14 protein-coding genes are annotated in these 16,151 nt (G+C 64.8%); 5 read left to right on the top strand and 9 right to left on the bottom strand.

Annotation, left to right across the window (positions count from 1 at the left end; all coding sequences use genetic code 11):
* Positions 1–13: 13 nt before the first annotated feature.
* From AU381_RS20600 to AU381_RS20560, 9 genes are all read right to left on the bottom strand, one after another.
* Positions 14–1,477, bottom strand: a complete 1,464-nt coding sequence (locus AU381_RS20600) for an aldehyde dehydrogenase family protein (protein ID WP_064243594.1) — start codon at positions 1,475–1,477, stop codon at positions 14–16.
* Positions 1,478–1,579: 102 nt separating this feature from the next.
* On the bottom strand, positions 1,580–2,470 hold the full coding sequence (locus AU381_RS20595) for a LysR substrate-binding domain-containing protein (RefSeq protein ID WP_064243593.1): 891 nt from the start codon (positions 2,468–2,470) through the stop codon (positions 1,580–1,582).
* Positions 2,471–2,518: 48 nt separating this feature from the next.
* Positions 2,519–4,486: a hydantoinase B/oxoprolinase family protein gene (locus AU381_RS20590; protein ID WP_064243592.1), complete on the bottom strand. Its 1,968-nt coding sequence runs from the start codon at positions 4,484–4,486 to the stop codon at positions 2,519–2,521.
* A 1-nt stretch (position 4,487) separates the two neighbouring features.
* Positions 4,488–6,533 carry a hydantoinase/oxoprolinase family protein gene (locus AU381_RS20585; protein ID WP_064243591.1) on the bottom strand — a complete coding sequence of 682 codons (2,046 nt, stop codon included), beginning with the start codon at positions 6,531–6,533 and terminating at the stop codon, positions 4,488–4,490.
* Between the two features lie 91 nt (positions 6,534–6,624).
* Positions 6,625–7,089 carry a GNAT family N-acetyltransferase gene (locus tag AU381_RS20580; protein ID WP_064243590.1) on the bottom strand — a complete coding sequence of 155 codons (465 nt, stop codon included), beginning with the start codon at positions 7,087–7,089 and terminating at the stop codon, positions 6,625–6,627.
* A complete protein-coding gene (locus tag AU381_RS20575) occupies positions 7,089–7,445 on the bottom strand; it encodes a cupin domain-containing protein (RefSeq protein ID WP_064243589.1) in 357 nt (118 codons plus the stop codon). The genes AU381_RS20580 and AU381_RS20575 overlap by 1 nt, the downstream gene beginning before the upstream one ends.
* Positions 7,446–7,574: 129 nt before the next feature.
* Positions 7,575–8,498 (bottom strand): 2-hydroxyacid dehydrogenase, encoded by a 924-nt coding sequence (locus tag AU381_RS20570; RefSeq protein ID WP_064243588.1) that lies wholly within the window; start codon positions 8,496–8,498, stop codon positions 7,575–7,577.
* A 122-nt stretch (positions 8,499–8,620) separates the two neighbouring features.
* Positions 8,621–9,748 carry an acetylornithine deacetylase gene (gene argE / locus AU381_RS20565; RefSeq protein ID WP_064243587.1) on the bottom strand — a complete coding sequence of 376 codons (1,128 nt, stop codon included), beginning with the start codon at positions 9,746–9,748 and terminating at the stop codon, positions 8,621–8,623.
* A gap of 7 nt (positions 9,749–9,755) precedes the next feature.
* Positions 9,756–11,084, bottom strand: coding sequence for an NAD(P)/FAD-dependent oxidoreductase (locus AU381_RS20560; RefSeq protein WP_064243586.1), 1,329 nt, complete (start codon positions 11,082–11,084; stop codon positions 9,756–9,758).
* A 246-nt stretch (positions 11,085–11,330) separates the two neighbouring features.
* On the opposite strand from AU381_RS20560, the gene AU381_RS20555 reads away from it, so the two are divergent.
* From AU381_RS20555 to AU381_RS20535, 5 genes are all read left to right on the top strand, one after another.
* A complete protein-coding gene (locus AU381_RS20555; protein WP_064243585.1) occupies positions 11,331–12,221 on the top strand; it encodes a GNAT family N-acetyltransferase in 891 nt (296 codons plus the stop codon).
* 98 nt (positions 12,222–12,319) lie between these two features.
* Positions 12,320–12,883, top strand: a complete 564-nt coding sequence (locus tag AU381_RS20550) for a methylated-DNA--[protein]-cysteine S-methyltransferase (RefSeq protein WP_064243584.1) — start codon at positions 12,320–12,322, stop codon at positions 12,881–12,883.
* 38 nt (positions 12,884–12,921) lie between these two features.
* Complete coding sequence (locus AU381_RS20545) at positions 12,922–14,151, top strand: adenylate/guanylate cyclase domain-containing protein (protein WP_064243583.1); 1,230 nt, start codon at positions 12,922–12,924, stop codon at positions 14,149–14,151.
* Between the two features lie 206 nt (positions 14,152–14,357).
* On the top strand, positions 14,358–15,140 hold the full coding sequence (locus AU381_RS20540) for a BA14K family protein (RefSeq protein WP_064243582.1): 783 nt from the start codon (positions 14,358–14,360) through the stop codon (positions 15,138–15,140).
* Positions 15,141–15,290: 150 nt separating this feature from the next.
* The gene (locus AU381_RS20535) at positions 15,291–16,130 is read left to right on the top strand and encodes a fumarylacetoacetate hydrolase family protein (RefSeq protein ID WP_064243581.1); all 840 of its coding nucleotides are present in this window, start codon (positions 15,291–15,293) and stop codon (positions 16,128–16,130) included.
* Positions 16,131–16,151 lie beyond the last annotated feature (21 nt).

Here is a 16,151-nt window from a genome sequence, read left to right as displayed (position 1 = left end):
TCGTGCCCCACTTTCACAGATTGATCAGCACACTCTTGGCTCGGCGGTTGGCGAGATAGGCCTCGCGGCCGAGATCCTTGCCGATGCCGGAGCTCTTGTAGCCGCCGGTCGGCAGGATGTGGTCGCGCGAGCGGCCGTAGCGGTTGACCCAGACGGTACCGGCCTCCAGCCGCCGCGTCACCCGCACGGCGCGCGACAGGTCGCGGGTGAAGACGCCGGCGGCGAGCCCGTAGGTCGGATGATCAGCGAGAGCCAGGGCCTCCTCCTCGTCGTCGAAGGTCTGCAGCGTCAGCACCGGCCCGAAGATTTCCTCGGTCACGGCCGGGGAGGACTGGTCGACGCCGGTGATCAATGTCGGCGCATAGAAATAGCCCTCCCGGTCGAGCGGCTTGCCGCCGAGCAGGCATTCGCCGCCGGCAGCCGCGGCTGCCCGGACGATTGCGTCGATCCGGCCCATCTGGCGCTCGGAAATGATTGGCGAATATTGGCTCGCCTCGTCCCAGGTCGGGCCGGGCAGGATGGCGCTCATGTGCTTGACGAGTGCTTCGGTCAGCGCATCGGCGATCTTCCTATCGACGATCACGCGCGAACCGGCGACACAGGCCTGGCCGGCATTGGATAGAATGTTGCGGGCAATTGCTTGAGCGGTACACCCGAGATCCGCATCGGCGAAGACGAGCTGCGGGCTCTTGCCGCCGAGCTCGAGCGTCATCGGCCTGATGCCGGTGCGGGCGACGTTCTCCATGATCGCCGCTCCGGCGGCCGTCGAACCGGTGAAGCTCACCTTGCCGATGCCCGGATGCCCCGTAATGGCGTTTCCCGTGGTAGGTCCGTCGCCGAGCACGACATTGACGAGCCCGGCCGGAAGGCCGGCACGCACCGAAAGCTCGGCGAGATAGAGCGTCGAGAAGGGAGTTATCTCGGACGGCTTCAAGACGACCGCATTGCCGGCGGCGAGCGCAGGCCCGAGTTTCCAGCCGGCCATCGAGACCGGAAAATTCCAGGGCGTGATCGCGCCGACGACACCATAGGGCTCGGTCATGATCATGCCGAGATTGTCGTCGTCGGTCGGCACCAGATCGCCGCCTTCCTTGTCGGCAAACTCGGCAAAGAAGCGGATCTGCTCGGCGGTGATGGCGATATCGCCCTCGACGAGGTGACCGACAGGGCGGGTCGAGGCGACTGCTTCGAGGCGCGCAAGCGTCGCCGCTTCCGCTTCGATGAGGTCGGCCCAGCGCGAGAGCGCCCGGGTCCTATCGCGCGGCCGCAGGCCCGACCAGCCGCTCTCCTTGAGCGCCCGGCGAGCGCTGATGACCGCCTGATCGACCAGGTCTTCTCCCGCCACAGGACATTCGGCAAAGGCAACACCATCGGAAGGGCGGTGCATGGCGAGCCGGCCGGTCGCGGGCAGGTAGCGGCCATCGATGAAATGGCCGGAGGGGAGTTCGAGCGTATCGGGATTGAAACTGAGGGTCATCGCTGCTCCTTGCCGTCCGGGCAAGACTAGCGGCGGTTCACCGGCAGTTTCGGTCGACTGTATTGATGACGGTGATGGAATAAGCTGTTTGCGACGAGCGTTTCAGCGCAATCTTTGGCCTTCCAGCGCCGCCCTCAGGCAGGAGAGGAACGGCTCGACGAAACGTGAGGCGGGGCGCGCGTCGTTGGTCGCTGCGACCGCCTGCATGGCGATCCGCGGCAGGAAGGGGCGGGCGACCAGACCCTCGAAATCGCGCCAGGCGACGAGCCCGTCGACGAGCGCTATTCCCAGACCCTCGCGCACCAGCGGCGCGGCGCCGACGGAAGAGGCAATCTGGATTGCGACATCCCGCTGCCGGCCGGCTTCGGCAAAGGCGGAGTCCATTGCCGCCCCGATCTCGGCGTGCGAGCCGTAGGAGATCAGGGCCTTGCCCTCGAGGTCCGCGGGCGTGATCTCGGACCGCTCGGCAAACGGCTCGCCGGCGCGCATCACCGCGACGACGGGTACCTCGCAAAGGACTTCGCTGCGCACGGTCGGCGCGTGGATGAGCGAGAGCGTCACGGCGAGATCGATGTCGCCGAGGAGCAGCGCCTCGGCGATCTCCCGCTTCGGCAGCGCGTGCAAATGCACCTTCACCTCCGGGTGGCGGCCGCGAAATCCGGAAAGCGCCTTGGGAAGCACGGAATAGGTCACCGGCAGGCTGGCGCCCAGCCGCAAGAGACCGATCTTCTGCGCGCCGATGTCCCTCGCCAGCGACTTCAAAGCCTCCACCTCGCGGAAGACGCGATCGGCATCGGCGAACAAAATGTTCGCTTCCATCGTCGGCACCAGCCGTCCGGCGATCCGGTCGAAGAGCACGTAGCCAAGCTGGCTTTCCAAATGGTGCAGGAGCTTGCTCACGGCCGGCTGGGAGATGCCGAGCGAGTTGGCTGCGGCGGTGATCGAGCCGTCGCGCATGATCGCCCGGAAGATTTCAAGCTGGCGCGCGTTCATCGCTCCCCGTCCTCGCACGCCAAAGTCTTAGCCGACGCGGGCAAGCCATCAAAGCCCATATCTCTCGCGCATATCGCGGAAGATCGCGCCCATCTGTCGGTCGACCGGGGTCGCGTCATTCGCGCAGAGCGAGCCGACCGCCTCGAAGATGCGATGCTTCAGGAAGAAGCGCCAGCCGACCGGAACGTCGGCGAGGAACCGGGTGAGCAGCTCGTAGCGCTCTTGCGTCCACATCTTTTCGAAAGCGATGCGCTCGGCGCCATAGGTGAAGGTGCCGTGCTTCGGCCGGGGCTTGGAGCGCAAGGCGGCCGTTGCGTCGGCATCGACTTCGCCCGCGACTATCGCCACGCCATAGTCGCGACGGGCGCTTTCGAGCGTAACGGCGCCGCGGCGGACATCGCATAGCACGGCTTTCGCCGGCCGCTCGAAGGGGTCGCCATAGCCGCCGGCACCCGGTCCGATGACGCGGATCACGTCGCCGGGATCCAAACGTACCACGTCGGTATTGCCGAGATCGGTTTCGCCGCTCCTGCCGGGATTGCGGATGAAGCGGGAGACGACACCCGCATGGCCGCCGTTCAGCCCCCAGGAGGGCATGATCGAGCGGTTGCGGTTGCGGGCGGTAACAACCGTTTCAGGCGCCGAGACCTCGAATTCCATGATGGCCGAGAGGCCGCCGCGATGCCGCCCGGGCGCCCCGGTATCCGGCTGCAGCCCGTAACGCAGGAATCGGATCGGCACTTCCGCCTCGCTGATCTCGATCGGCGTGTTGCGCAGGAAGCCGGTGGCGCCGCCGGCACCATCGCTGCCGTCGCGGATCGGCGTTCCGCCGCCGCCGCCGCCGACAGGACCGATCGAAGCCATGACCGGGCGGCCGTTCCGGGCGCTGGTCTTGATGTTCATGATCGCATTGCCGCCCGGCGAGGCGGCAGGCATGAGCTCCGGCAGCGCCTGCGCGAACGCGCCGACGGTGACGATCTGCGTCATCGCGCAGGTGAGCGATCGCATGCCGACAGCCGCCGGCCGCTCGCAATTGACGATGGTGCCCTCGGGCAGCACGGCGCGGGCCGGCCGCAATGTGCCGGCGTTCAAGAGCAGGCTGTTGTCGAGCGTGTAGAGCACGTAGGTGAGCCCGACCATGACCAGCGGGTGGCGCTCGCGTCCGCCGGTCGGCATGTTGAGCGACGAGCCGAGCTGCGGATCGCTGCCGGTATAGTCGAGTTCGACCTCGTCGCCTTTCACACGCAGGGTGAGCGCCACCCGGCAGGGCCTGCCGCCGACCGAGTCCTCGTCGGCATAGTCGGCGAAGAAATACTCCCCGTCCGGCACGCGGGTGAGTATCGCCCGGGTCTGTTGTTCCGCATAGTCGAGGATCTGCCCGACGCCGTCGATGAAATCGTCGTATCCGAAGCGGGCGATGATCTCATGCAGCTTTCGCTCGCCGATATTGACCGAGGCGATCTGGGCGTGGAGGTCGCCGATATTCTGCTCCGGCAGCCGCACATTGGCGGCCATCGTGCTGAGCACGAATTCATTCAGGATGCCCTGTTGGACGAGCTTGACCGGTGGGATGCGCAAGCCTTCCTGCTCGATCTCCGTCAGCGATCGGGAAAGCGAGGCAGGCACGGCACCGCCGACATCGGTGTTGTGGATGTGGCCGACGACAAAGCAGCCAAGCTTCCCCTCGTAAAAAACCGGTTTCCAGATATGGATGTCCGGCGAATGGGTCGCGACGAAACCGCTATAGGGGTCGTTGGTGATGCAGATGTCCCCTTCGGCATAGTCATCGAACATCTTAAGGAGCGGCGCATAGTCGATGCCGCTGTACCAGGGCGCGCCGAACTGGCGGGGGCTTGCGAAGGCGAGACCATCGCGCGTCACGATTTGGCAGGAGAAGTCCTCCGTTTCCTTGACGAAGGCCGAGTGAGCGGTGCGCATCAGCGTAAAGGCCATGGCGTCGGCCGCCGCGGCGCAGAAGTTGGCAAGCACTTTGAGGTTTCTGCGGTCGATCGCCATGTCAGGCCTCCCGGCGCGTGATGAGGAGATTGCCGAACGGATCGACATTGACGACGAAATCGGGCGGGACGACCGTTGTGGTATCGTCCTGCGCGACGATGGCAGGACCGTCGAAACGATGGCCGGCCCGTAGATCGGCGCGATGATAGACAAGCGTCGGCGTTGCCCGACCGTCGAACCAGGCCTCGACCTCCAGCCGCGGCGTTGCCGGGGCCTCGGCGGGGGCGAGGGGAAGGAGGGCGGGCTTCGGCGTCGCGCCCGAAATCGTGAGGCGCAGATTGACCAACTGCACCGGCGCCGTGGGTGACGAGTGCCCGAACAAGCGGGCATGCTCGGCATGGAAGGCGTCCGCAACCGCAGCGACATTCCGCGCAGCGAGCCATGCGCCTTCAAGGGGGACCTCGATTTCGTAGGATTGGCCCTGGTAGCGCATGTCGGCGAGGACCTTGACGCTCGCTTCTCCCGCAAACCCCTGCTTGTTGCGCAGCCAGTCCTCGGCTTGTGCGCCGAGATCGGCATAAGGAGCGGTGACGTCGGCAAGTCCTTCGGCGGTCACGTCGCAATAGACGGTGCGGATGAAATCATTCTTGAGATCGGCGATCAGGCCGCCGAGCGCCGAGACGACGCCGGGTGTCGGCGGCACGACGACGCCTTTCATGTCGAGTTCGCGCGCCAGGAAACAGGCGAGCATCGCGCCCGCGCCCCCGAAGGCGAAGAGATGGAAGTCGCGCGGGTCGATGCCGAAGCGGGAGATGAGCCCGCTCACTTCGGCATACATGCCGGAGACGGAGATGTTGATGATATCGCCGGCAACGGTCTCGACGCTGTTGCCGAGCGCTTGCGCAAGCTGTGCGATCGCCGCGCGCGCCGCCGCGCGATCGACGTCGACGGCGCCGTAGCCGAGCGGCATATCACCGATCAGGTTGCAGGCGGCGACTGCGTCCGTCACCGTCGGTCGGATGCCGCCGCGCCCGTAGCAGGCCGGGCCCGGAGTTGAGCCCGCGCTGTCGGGACCGACCTGGAGCATGCCGAGCGTGTCGATCCAGGCGACCGAGCCGCCGCCCTGTCCGACCGAACTCACCGAAACCGAGGGGATATGGATCTGAAAATCGCCGATCAATTCGCCGGTGCCGTATTGCGGTTCACCGTCGATGATGACGGCGACATCGGCGCTGGTCCCGCCGATGTCGAGGCTGAGAACCCGGTTGAAGCCGCTGGCCTTGGCGAGATAGCCGGCGCCGATGACGCCGGAGGCGGTGCCGGAGAGGATCATCTGCACACAGTCATGGCGGGCCTCGCCGATGCCCATGACGCCGCCATTGCTCTTGGTGATGAGCAGCGGGCAAGTGAGTCCTTCCTGGCGCAGCACCGTCTCGAAGCGGTCAAGGTAGCGCGCAACCCGCGGCTGGACATAGCCGCTGATGACGGCGGTGATCGTGCGCTCATATTCGCGGATGATCGGCCACGTTTCGGCCGAGGAGAAGACGGGCAACTCGGGCGCGAGCTCGCCGATCATCGCCTTGACGGTTCTTTCGTTCTCAGGATTGCGATAGGCGTTGAGGAAGGCAAGCACGATCCCCTTGCAGCCGCCCCGTCGTGCGGCATCAACCGCCGCCGCCACGTCTTCGCGGTGAGGAACCGTGAGGACCTCACCGGTTGCAAGGGTCCGTTCGGCGATGCCGAAGACACGGTCCCTGGGGATGAGCGGCTTGGGCCGCACCGAATAGAGATTGTGGATCTGCGGAATCTTCAGCCGCGCGACCTGCAGCACGTCCTCGAAGTTGCGGGTCGTGAACAGTGCCAGGTCGTGGCCGTTGCGCTGGATCACCGTGTTGACGCCGACCGTCGTGCCGTGGGTGAAGTAGCCAACCTCCGCCGGATCGAGACCGTCTCGCGCCTTCAGCGCCGTTAGTCCGGCCGTGATTTCGGCGCCCGGCTCGTCCGGCCGGGAAAACACCTTGAGGGTGGCGAGACGCCCATTGGTTGCGTCGAAGACCGCGAAGTCGGTGAAGGATCCGCCGACATCGACGCCGATGCGATAGCTCATGTCCTGTCTTCCTTGGTTCTTTCGCCAGCCAGCATCGGCTAGGAACTGACGAAGGGCCAAGACGAAGATGGGGGTGTTCCATAACCCGCGGTTATGGAGTCTCCTCCCGCTTCGGCACGCTCATGTAATATTCCGGATGCGGAACCGGCCGGAAGCCAGCCTTCTCGTAGACGGCATGCGCATCCCGCGTCGCGAGCATCCAGCTGGTGACGGAAGCGAGTTCCGGATGCTGGCGGATGGCCTCGGCCAGCCAGGCGGCAAGTCCCCGCCCGCGATGGGCGGGCAGGGTGAAGACGTCGCGGAGATAGGCAAAGACCGCCAGGTCGGTCACCACCCGGGCGAAGGTCGCGAGGCTGCCGTCCGGTGCGTAGATCGCGACTGGCAGCGAGCCGTCGAGCGCGCGCTCGAACAAAGCGCGGTCGAGGCCGCGGGCCCAATAGGAGTCCTCGGCGAGATATCGGTGGATCAGGTCGAGGTCGAGCCGGCTACGGTCGGTGCTGAGCCGGTAGCCGTCCCGCTGGATCTCGTAGACTGGAAGATCCGGAAGTGTCGTCATCAGCCGACCGTGAGGTAGATCTTGCGGACGGTCTCGATGGTCCGCCAGACGCCCCTGAAACCGGGTTTCATCACGAAGCTGTCGCCGGCGCGATAGGTGATCGGCGCCGCACCACCTTCTTCGGTCAGTTCGACGACGCCTTCGAGGATATGGCAGAACTCGAAAGTTTCCCCCTTGATCGAGCGGGTCTCGCCAGGGGTCGCTTCCCAGACACCAGTATTGATCATGCCGTCGCGGGCGACGTCTTGCGCCCAGGTCTTGAAGGATGGATTGCCGGAGATCAACCGCTCCGCCGTCGGCGTCGACCGCTTAGGCTCGAATTGCGGGTTGGTGTCGATGGTCTTCAGAAGAGACATGGTTTTCCTTTCGGGTTGTTAAAAGTCTTTGTTGTGCGATCCGGCGGCACCCCCCTCTGCCCTGCCGGGCAAAGGGGGGTGCCTGTACGTTCTTTCCTGATTTTCGCCCGCCGCATGTCAGCCTCCGTCTCAATAGCCGCGGTCGCGGTCGATGAGGCCGACGAGGTCGAGGCCGGCTTCGTGGCGGCGGATGTTGGCGACGACGGTTTTTGCTGCGGTCTCCGGTTGGGTGACGCTGGCGATATGCGGGGTGATGATCACCTTCGGATGACGCCAGAGGGGGTGGCCCTCCGGCAAGGGTTCCGGATCCGTGACGTCGAGCACGGCGCCGGCGAGATGGCCGCGGTCCAACGCGGCAACCAGGGCGTCCATATCGAGTTGCGGCCCGCGTCCGGCATGCACCAGGCCGGCGCCTCGTGGGAGTTTCGCGAAGAGCGGTGCATCGAGAATGCCGCGCGTCTCCGCAGTAAGCGGCAGCAGGCAGATCAGTATGTCCTGGACTGAGAGGAATTCGGTCAGCCCCTCGGCGCCATGGTGGCAGGCGACATCCGGGATTTCGCGCGGCGAGCGGCTCCAGCCCGACAGCGGAAAACCGAAGGGGCGGAGGCGGTCCAGAACCGCCTCGCCCAGATTTCCCAGACCCATGATGCCGACGCGCCGCTCCGCCGCCTGCCGGACCGGGCGCATGCGCCACTCGCCAGTGCCCTGCTGGCCGAGATAGCCGGGAAGATCGCGATGCAGCGCAAGGACCGCGAGCGTCACATATTCCTGCATCATCCGGGTGATGCCGTCCTCAATCATCCGGACGAGCTTGACGCTCTTCGGCAGGCGGTCGAGGGCGAACTGGTCGATACCGGCCCCGATCGAGAACAGCACCTCGAGATTGACGTAGCGCTCGAGGTCCTGCGGCGCGGTCCATGTCAGCAGATAGCGAACCGCCGCCGGATCGACGCTGCCGGCGTCCGTGACGAAAGGCAGCGAGGGGAGCTCGCGGGCGAATTCGGCCGCAAAGATTTTCGCCCGTTCGGCATCAGAATTGAACAGAAATGCCATCGTCTTCCCCACTGGTCTCAAAGTCCATCCTTGCCTCGACGTGCCGGTAGAATGCTCCGAAGCAGGCCTGCGCCACGGCACATGGCACTGATTTATCTCCCGCCTTGCCGGATGAGCGGTGGTTAGGCGCGCAGTCTTTGCCCCAGCGCCTCGATCATGTTCCGGCAAGCGATGAGTTCGCCGATTTCGATATACTCGTCCGCCTTGTGGGCACGTGCGATATCTCCCGGGCCGCAGATGATTGCGTCGATGCCGGCCGCCTGATAGAGACCCGCCTCCGTGCCGTAGCTGACCGCAGGGAGCGGCTCCTGGCCGGTCAGGTCGCGCAGCAGAACGGCAAGCGGCGCATCGTCCTTGAGCGACAGCGCCGGATAGGCGCTCAGGATTTCCCAGCCTGTCTTGAAGCCTCGTTCGGTCAGGCCTTCGAGTTTCGCTTTGATGCCCGAGAGTAGCCGGGCCGGATCGACGCCCGCCACGGCGCGCGCCTCGAGCTCGATCGTGCAGCGGTCGGGAATTATGTTCACCGCTTGCCCGCCGGTGATGGTGCCGACCTGCAGCGACGAATAGGGCGGCTCGAAATTGTCGTCGAACGGTCCCGCTGTCATGTCGTCGGCGGTTCGGACTGCCTCGGCGACGATTTCCGCCATGGCGTGGATGGCATTGAGACCGAGGTCCGGCCGCGAGGAATGGCCGGCGCGGCCGATGATCTCGATGCGTGCGGCGGCTTTTCCCTTGTGGGCGCGGACGGCGCGCAGGCCGCTCGGCTCGCCGACGATGCAGCCCTCCGGCTTGGCGCAGAGATCCGGCAGTCGGGAAATGAGGTGCGGAACGCCGCAGCAGCCGGCTTCCTCGTCATAGGAGAAGGCAAGGTGAAGAGGCCGGGACAGTGGCAGGGAGGCAATTGCCGGCAGGGCTGCGAGAGCGCAAGCCAGGAAGCCCTTCATGTCGCTCGTGCCGCGGCCGCAAAGCCGCTCGCCCTCGCGCCTGAGGATGAACGGGTCGCTTGTCCAGGTCGGCTCGGCGGCTGGCACCACGTCCATGTGCCCTGACAATATGAGCCCCGGCCGGTCGACGGGGCCGATCGTCGCGAAAAGGTTCGAGCGGTCGCCTTCCGGGCCGGGCAGCACGCTGACCTTGGCGCCGAGTTCCGTGAGATAGGCGCGAATCCATTCGACGATCGCGTGGTTTGCCGTTCCGACCACGGACGGAAAGGATACGAGCTGGGCGAGGATGTCTTCGGGCGTCTTCATTCTCTCCTCACAGCATGCCAGGCTTGCCGAGATCGGTTCCGTCGATCATCCGCTCATAGCGGTAAGGTGCCGGATCGACGCAGGGTCTGTCTCCGCGGATGAGGTCCGCCGCCAGCCTGCCGGCCGCGGGACCGATGCCGAAGCCGTGGCCGCTGAAGCCGGAGGAGATGAAAAGCCCCGGATGCGACCGGACGGCGGAGATCACCGGTATGGCGTCGGGGGTGGAATCGACCATGCCGCCCCAGCTCTGGGCCGGGCGAATGCCGGCGAGCGACGGGTAGGCGGCGACCAGCCGGGCGATGCCGCGTTCTATCAGGTGCTGGTCCGGTCGCGGGTCGAGCGTGCGGATCCGTTCGAAAGGCGAGAGGCCGTCGGCCCTCCAGCGCAGGATCGCCTCCGGCCCCTGGAAGAATTGCCGACCGATCGCGTAGGTCAGGCCCTTGCGACGGACCTGGAAGGTCGTCCAGAACGCGCGGGCCTGCAAAATGCCCCAAGGGGTGACCTGCAGTTGACCGAGGCCGCTGATGCCCACCGTGTAGCCGCCGTCGAGGCGCCGCCGGATCGTCACGTCCTCCATCGCGATGCCACCTTCCGTCACCGCCGGCGACGGGATCGTATAGAAGGAGCTCGACTTGACGCAGGCCTGGAGGAAGCGAATGCCGTGGTGGCGCAGGAACATCCCGCTCCAGGCGCCGCCGGCGACGAGAACGGACGATGCTCGGATGGAGCCCTTCTCCGTGACGACGCCTGAGATGCGTCCGGCTTCCATTTCGAGCTCGCGTGCGGCGCAGTTCTGGACAATGACCGCGCCGGAGCGCTGCGCTGCGCGTGCTAGCGCCGGCACGGCAAGCTCCGGTTCGGCGCGGCCGTCGGTCGGCGAGTGGACGCCGCCGATCCAGTTGCGGCTGTTGCCGGGCAGCATGGCCGAGCACTCGCTGCCGCCGAGCATGCGGGTGTCGACGCCGAAATCCCTGGCGACCCGGCCCCAACGCTCCCAGGTGTCGAGATCGGCCTTGCGGGTCGTCGCATAGACGAGGCCGGTGCGGCGGAAGCCGGTTTCCTCGCCGATCTCAGCGTTCAAGTTTGCCCAGATATCAAGCGCAAGCTGGGCGAGCGGCAGTTCGCGCGGATCGCGGTTCTGCTGGCGGCACCAGCCCCAATTGCGGCTCGACTGCTCGCCGGCAATCACGCCCTTTTCCATGAGCGCGACCGAGGTGCCACGCTTGGCGAGTTCGTAGGCGGTCGCCACGCCGGCCATGCCGCCGCCGAGGATGACGACATCCGCAGATTTCGGAATGTCCTGGCTGCTGGCGACGCGGCGGACGGGAGGAGACATTGGACACCTCTGAAAGCGAGCAGGAGAGAACGGCATCAATTGCCGCTTCGTTGCATCAGAATAGGTCCCGGGCAGGCATGTGCTTGCCGAATGACTCGAGCCTTCGGTGGAAAGTTTCGAATTGCGAAAGTTCTGAAGCGTTTTGTGTTGCGGGCAAGCGGCTACAACTGAGACGGGACAGCGGGCTCCACGCCCAAGTGCCCGCATTGCACAAGTCGAGCTGATGCCTCCGAGGGCAGGACAAACATGGAAAGAACCAATTCGAAACGGTTGGATTCCTTCGAGCTGACCATTAGCGATATCACTGACGCCGATCTCGACGCGCTCCATGCCTTGTCGATGTCCGTTGGCTGGCCGCACAGGGCGGAGGATTGGCAGATCGTCCGCGAGCTTGGCAAAGGGGTCGTGGCGCGGGATGCGATCGGCCGTGTCCTCGGCTCGGCGATGTGGTTCGATTATGCTCCGGATTTCACGAACATAGGCATGGTCATCACCTCGCCGCGCCTGCAGATGCTCGGTGCCGGACGGTGGATGATGAACCACGTGCTGGCGCAAACGGGCTCACGGGCGATCGGCCTGAATGCGACCCGCTCGGCGCGGCGGCTCTATAGTTCGCTCGGTTTCATTGCCGAGCGAACCGTCTATCAATGCAACGGCGAGGCGGTCGCGCCTCCGGACGGTTCCCTGCCGCCGGGAACGAGATTGCGCGCGCTGGCGAGGGACGATCTCGATGAGATTGCCGCTCTCGATGTCGCAGCCTATCGCGCCGACCGCAGGCCTGTGCTGGCGCGGCTGCTAGAAATATCCAAAGGCGTAGCGCTTGTCCGCGGCGACCAGATTGCGGCCTTTTCGCTTTGCCGGCGGTTCGGGCGCGGCCATTTGATCGGCCCGCTCGTCGCGGCAAACGACGAGGACGCGATTGCGGTGACGAGACCGCATGTCGCCGATCATGCGGGAAACTTCCTTCGTCTCGATACCCGCCAGAAGAGCGGCCCCTTCGCCGAATTCCTCGCGCAATCGGGGCTTCCGGTCTATGACACGGTCACCAGCATGTCGCTCAGGCGACCTTGGTTGCCTGAAGAAGCGGGTAGCGAAGCGCCGATTATTTATGCCCTGGCCACCCAGGCCCTGGGATAGACGTCGAACGCACCTGTTACCAGCCCAAGAAACGGGTTGAATTCGCAGCCTCGGCGCACGATTTTCAGGGAAGCTGAGAATCGTGGGAGGCTGCGGCGATGGGCCGGACAGCGCACCAATATCTGATCTTCGAAACGGCGGCCGGCTTCTGTGGCATCGCCTGGAGCGAGCGCGGTATTGCACGCTTCCAGTTGCCGACGAGAAGCGCGGAGGCGACCGAACGCCTTCTCCTCAGGCGTGTGCCCGGTGCCGAACCTCATGAGCCGCCGGAGGCGGTCGCGGAGGCTGTCTCCGAGGTGAAGCGGTATTTCGAGGGCCAGGAAACGGATTTTTCCGGTGTCGAGCTCGATCTCGAAGAGCAGGACGCCTTTTTCAAGCAGATCTACACAGCGGCGCGAAAGATCCCCTGGGGGCGCACGACGACCTATGGCGCTTTGGCCAAGGAGCTCGGTGCCGGACCGGAGGCAGCGCGCGACGTCGGCCAGGCGATGGCGAAAAATCCGGTCGCGCTGATCATTCCGTGCCACCGCGTCTTGGCGGCCGGCGGCAGGGTCGGCGGGTTTTCCGCGCCGGGCGGCGCCTCGACGAAGCTGCGCATGCTCGAATTGGAAGGCGTTCGCGTCGGTCCGCCGGAACCAGCGCAACAATCCTTGGCATTCTGAACAATGGCCGCGACAGTAGCCCGGCCGGGGAGGTAGCAATGCAGACCTTGTCTGAGGCGCGGTTGGTTTTCCCTCGCGAGGGCCGCGGGCGATGGCCTGCCAAGCGTCGGAAGATTCTCGACTGGCTCGTGATGGAGACGCGAGAAGAACGCTTCATCGACAACATCTTCGTGGAGCTATGTCAGCGACTGTCGGAGGCGGGCGTGCCCGTTGCCCGCGCAACCCTGCATTTCAGGATTCATAACCCCCAATGGATTGGCGCGCGGATCCTGTGGCGGAAGGGACTGACAGAGGCGGAGATCGACACCTATGACTATGCCGTCGAAGACTCGGCGCAATACCAGAACAGCGCTCTTCATGAGGTCAACAATGGGGCTGACGCGGTGCGCCGGCATCTCGACGACCCGGCAGCCGACGGTCCGGATTACCCGCTCTACGCCGAACTCCGGGCTGAGGGACTAACCGACTACATCGTCTGGCCGCTCTACCATACGCTCGGCAAGCGCCACGCGATCACCTTTGCAAGCGACAGGCCGGGCGGCTTTGACGCGGATGATATCGCGTTCTTCTCGGATATTCTGCCGGCGCTGGCGCTCGTCAGCGAGATCCGGCTGAAAAACCGCCTCGCCCGTACGCTCCTCGAAACCTATGTCGGGCCGCATGCGAGCGAACAGATCCTGGCCGGCGCGACAAGACGAGGCAGTGGCGTCACGGTGGGCGCGGCGATCATGATCTGCGACCTGCGGGACTTCACGAGATTGTCCGACCTCTGGCCACGCGACGACGTGATCGAACTCTTGAACGGCTATTTCGACGCGATGTCCGACCCGATCGAGCGGCATGGCGGAGAGATCCTGAAATTCATGGGCGACGGCCTGCTGGCGATCTTCCCGCTCTCGGATCCTTGCGCCTGCAGTCAGCTTCTCGGCGCCATCGACGAGGCGCAGGCCGCCCTTGCCAGGCTCAACGAGGCAAACCTCAAAAAGGGCCACGATGCGCTCGGCTATGGCATCGGCGTCCATGTCGGCGATGTGATGTACGGCAATATCGGCTCGCGCAAGCGCCTCGACTTCACCGTCATCGGGCCGGCCGTCAACATCGCCTCCCGCCTCGAGAGCCTTACCAAGGAGCTCAAGCGCCCGGTTCTCCTGTCAAGGGCCTTCGTCGAGAGGGGAGGATGCGCGCGGCAGCTGGAAAATCTCGGCTCCTACGCCTTGCGGGGGCTGGACGAACCGATCGACGTGTTTGCCTTTTCGGGTGCGAAGTAGGCCGGGACCGCGTATTTGAAATGACTCGCGTTCCCTACCCGGCCTGGCGGCCGGCGCGGTAAAATCTGGTTCATCGTATATCAGGCACCTCGGCCGGAAGCGCCCCAGTGCTCTGACCCTTCAAAATTCAAGGGATTCGCACGCCTCGGGGGGAACCTGTGGCGGAGCGGTCGCATTCTTCGTACGTACAAACGAAGGAGGATCAAGTGAAAGGCTTGTTGGCTGGACTTTGCGGGTTCGCACTGTCCCTCGCGCTCTTCCTGAGTGGAGCGGCTGTCGCAACTTTCATCCTCAACGGGAACCCGGCACGCGAGCCGCGGCTCGACATGAATCAGTCGGGAATATGGACCGAGCAGCCGCGCGCAGTGAACACGGCGGCCCAGCAATATGAGCGGCTCCCCGCCCGCTCGGCGCCAGCCGATGCCACCGAGCCCGTGGTGAACGCAAAAGACAACGAGTCTACGGGGGGGCCGGCTTCGGTACCAACAGTGACCGCAAGAGGCAAAGAGGCGTCGGAGGACCTTGCTCCGAAGCCCGAACTGACGACAACGAGCAACGGTGGCGAGAAGGAACGCCTTTCGGAACCTTTGGACATGGCGCCCACCGGCTCAATTGAAACGGCGCCCGGCGAGGTGCAACCCGCGTTCGAGACCAGGCCGACGGCGCACGTAGATTGGTGCGCGAACCGCTATCGGTCCTACCGCGCCCGCGACAACAGCTATACATCCTTTAGCGGCGGCCGCCGGACCTGCATCTCCCCCTACATGGATGCGGCTGGAACCCCGTCGGAAGATGACTTCCCGCCACCCACCCCTGGGGAAAACGCCGACGCTTTTCCAACGGAAATGGACCTTTCGGCCGATGCGAGTGGAGTTGGGAACCTGTCGCTTGAACATGTCGACTATTGCTTTAGTCGATATCGCTCATACCGCCCGGAAGATAACACTTACCAGCCTTATGATGGCGGGCCGCGTCGCCAGTGTCGGTAAGCCGAGACGGTGGTGGGAGCCCTTTCCCGGCGCGACCCGGATCTGCGAGGTTCCGCTTTTCTTACGGCAGCTTGCGAAACAACTTTACATCCACCGCGTCCTTTGGTTTGTCAGGCGCAGTCTTTCGTCTCGACCGCGTGGAGGAGCAGAATGAAGTTATTGCGTTACGGACCTGAAGGGGCAGAGAAGCCCGGCGTTCTGGACAGTGCCGGCCGAATTCGCGATCTCTCGGCGGTGATCGCCGACGTCGCGGGTCCGACGATCGCCGATTTTGCCTGGGCGCGCGGTCTCGACATCGAAAGCCTCCCGCTGGTCGAGGGTACGCCTCGGTTCGGCGCCTGCGTCGCCGGCACCGGAAAATTCATCTGCATCGGCCTCAACTACGCGGACCACGCGGCGGAATCGGGCCTCGAGGTTCCGCCTGAGCCGGTGGTCTTCATGAAGGCCACCTCGGCGATCGTCGGACCGAACGACAACGTCATCATCCCGCGCGGTTCGGTCGCAACGGATTGGGAAGTCGAACTTGGCGTCGTGATCGGCAAGAAGGCCAAATACGTGTCGCAAGCCGAAGCGATGGACCATGTCGCCGGCTATTGCGTCATCAACGACGTCTCGGAGCGCGATTTCCAGACGAAACGCTCGGGCCAATGGACCAAGGGCAAGTCCTGCGATTCCTTCGGTCCGACCGGTCCCTGGCTGGTGACCCGCGACGAGGTCGCCGATCCGCAAAACCTCGCAATGTGGCTGAACGTCAATGGCGTCACCAAGCAGAATGGCTCGACCGTGACCATGGTCTACGGCGTCGCCTATCTCGTCAGCTATCTTTCGCAGTTCATGACACTGCATCCGGGCGACATCATCTCGACCGGTACCCCACCCGGCGTCGGCTTGGGCTTCAAGCCACCGCAGTATTTGAAAGCCGGTGACGTCATCGAACTTGGCATCGAGGGACTTGGTACGCAGAAGCAGATGGTGGTCGCTGACGACTGATCCGGCGGCCGGGGTTTGCCC

The sequence above is a fragment of the Sinorhizobium glycinis genome (genome assembly GCF_001651865.1).
In the GTDB taxonomy this organism is placed as follows: Bacteria; Pseudomonadota; Alphaproteobacteria; order Rhizobiales; family Rhizobiaceae; genus Sinorhizobium; species Sinorhizobium glycinis.
Note: the sequence above shows the minus strand (reverse complement) of the source record. Positions and strands in the feature narration are given on the sequence as shown.

Excerpts from the sequence above, each read along its gene's own strand:
- AU381_RS20600 (WP_064243594.1), bottom strand. The coding sequence starts at position 1,477 with ATGACCCTCAGTTTCAATCCCGATACGCTCGAACTCCCCTCCGGCCAT.
- AU381_RS20595 (WP_064243593.1), bottom strand. The coding sequence starts at position 2,470 with ATGAACGCGCGCCAGCTTGAAATCTTCCGGGCGATCATGCGCGACGGC.
- AU381_RS20590 (WP_064243592.1), bottom strand. The coding sequence starts at position 4,486 with ATGGCGATCGACCGCAGAAACCTCAAAGTGCTTGCCAACTTCTGCGCC.
- AU381_RS20585 (WP_064243591.1), bottom strand. The coding sequence starts at position 6,533 with ATGAGCTATCGCATCGGCGTCGATGTCGGCGGATCCTTCACCGACTTC.
- AU381_RS20580 (WP_064243590.1), bottom strand. The coding sequence starts at position 7,089 with ATGACGACACTTCCGGATCTTCCAGTCTACGAGATCCAGCGGGACGGC.
- AU381_RS20575 (WP_064243589.1), bottom strand. The coding sequence starts at position 7,445 with ATGTCTCTTCTGAAGACCATCGACACCAACCCGCAATTCGAGCCTAAG.
- AU381_RS20570 (WP_064243588.1), bottom strand. The coding sequence starts at position 8,498 with ATGGCATTTCTGTTCAATTCTGATGCCGAACGGGCGAAAATCTTTGCG.
- argE (WP_064243587.1), bottom strand. The coding sequence starts at position 9,748 with ATGAAGACGCCCGAAGACATCCTCGCCCAGCTCGTATCCTTTCCGTCC.
- AU381_RS20560 (WP_064243586.1), bottom strand. The coding sequence starts at position 11,084 with ATGTCTCCTCCCGTCCGCCGCGTCGCCAGCAGCCAGGACATTCCGAAA.
- AU381_RS20555 (WP_064243585.1), top strand. The coding sequence starts at position 11,331 with ATGGAAAGAACCAATTCGAAACGGTTGGATTCCTTCGAGCTGACCATT.
- AU381_RS20550 (WP_064243584.1), top strand. The coding sequence starts at position 12,320 with ATGGGCCGGACAGCGCACCAATATCTGATCTTCGAAACGGCGGCCGGC.
- AU381_RS20545 (WP_064243583.1), top strand. The coding sequence starts at position 12,922 with ATGCAGACCTTGTCTGAGGCGCGGTTGGTTTTCCCTCGCGAGGGCCGC.
- AU381_RS20535 (WP_064243581.1), top strand. The coding sequence starts at position 15,291 with ATGAAGTTATTGCGTTACGGACCTGAAGGGGCAGAGAAGCCCGGCGTT.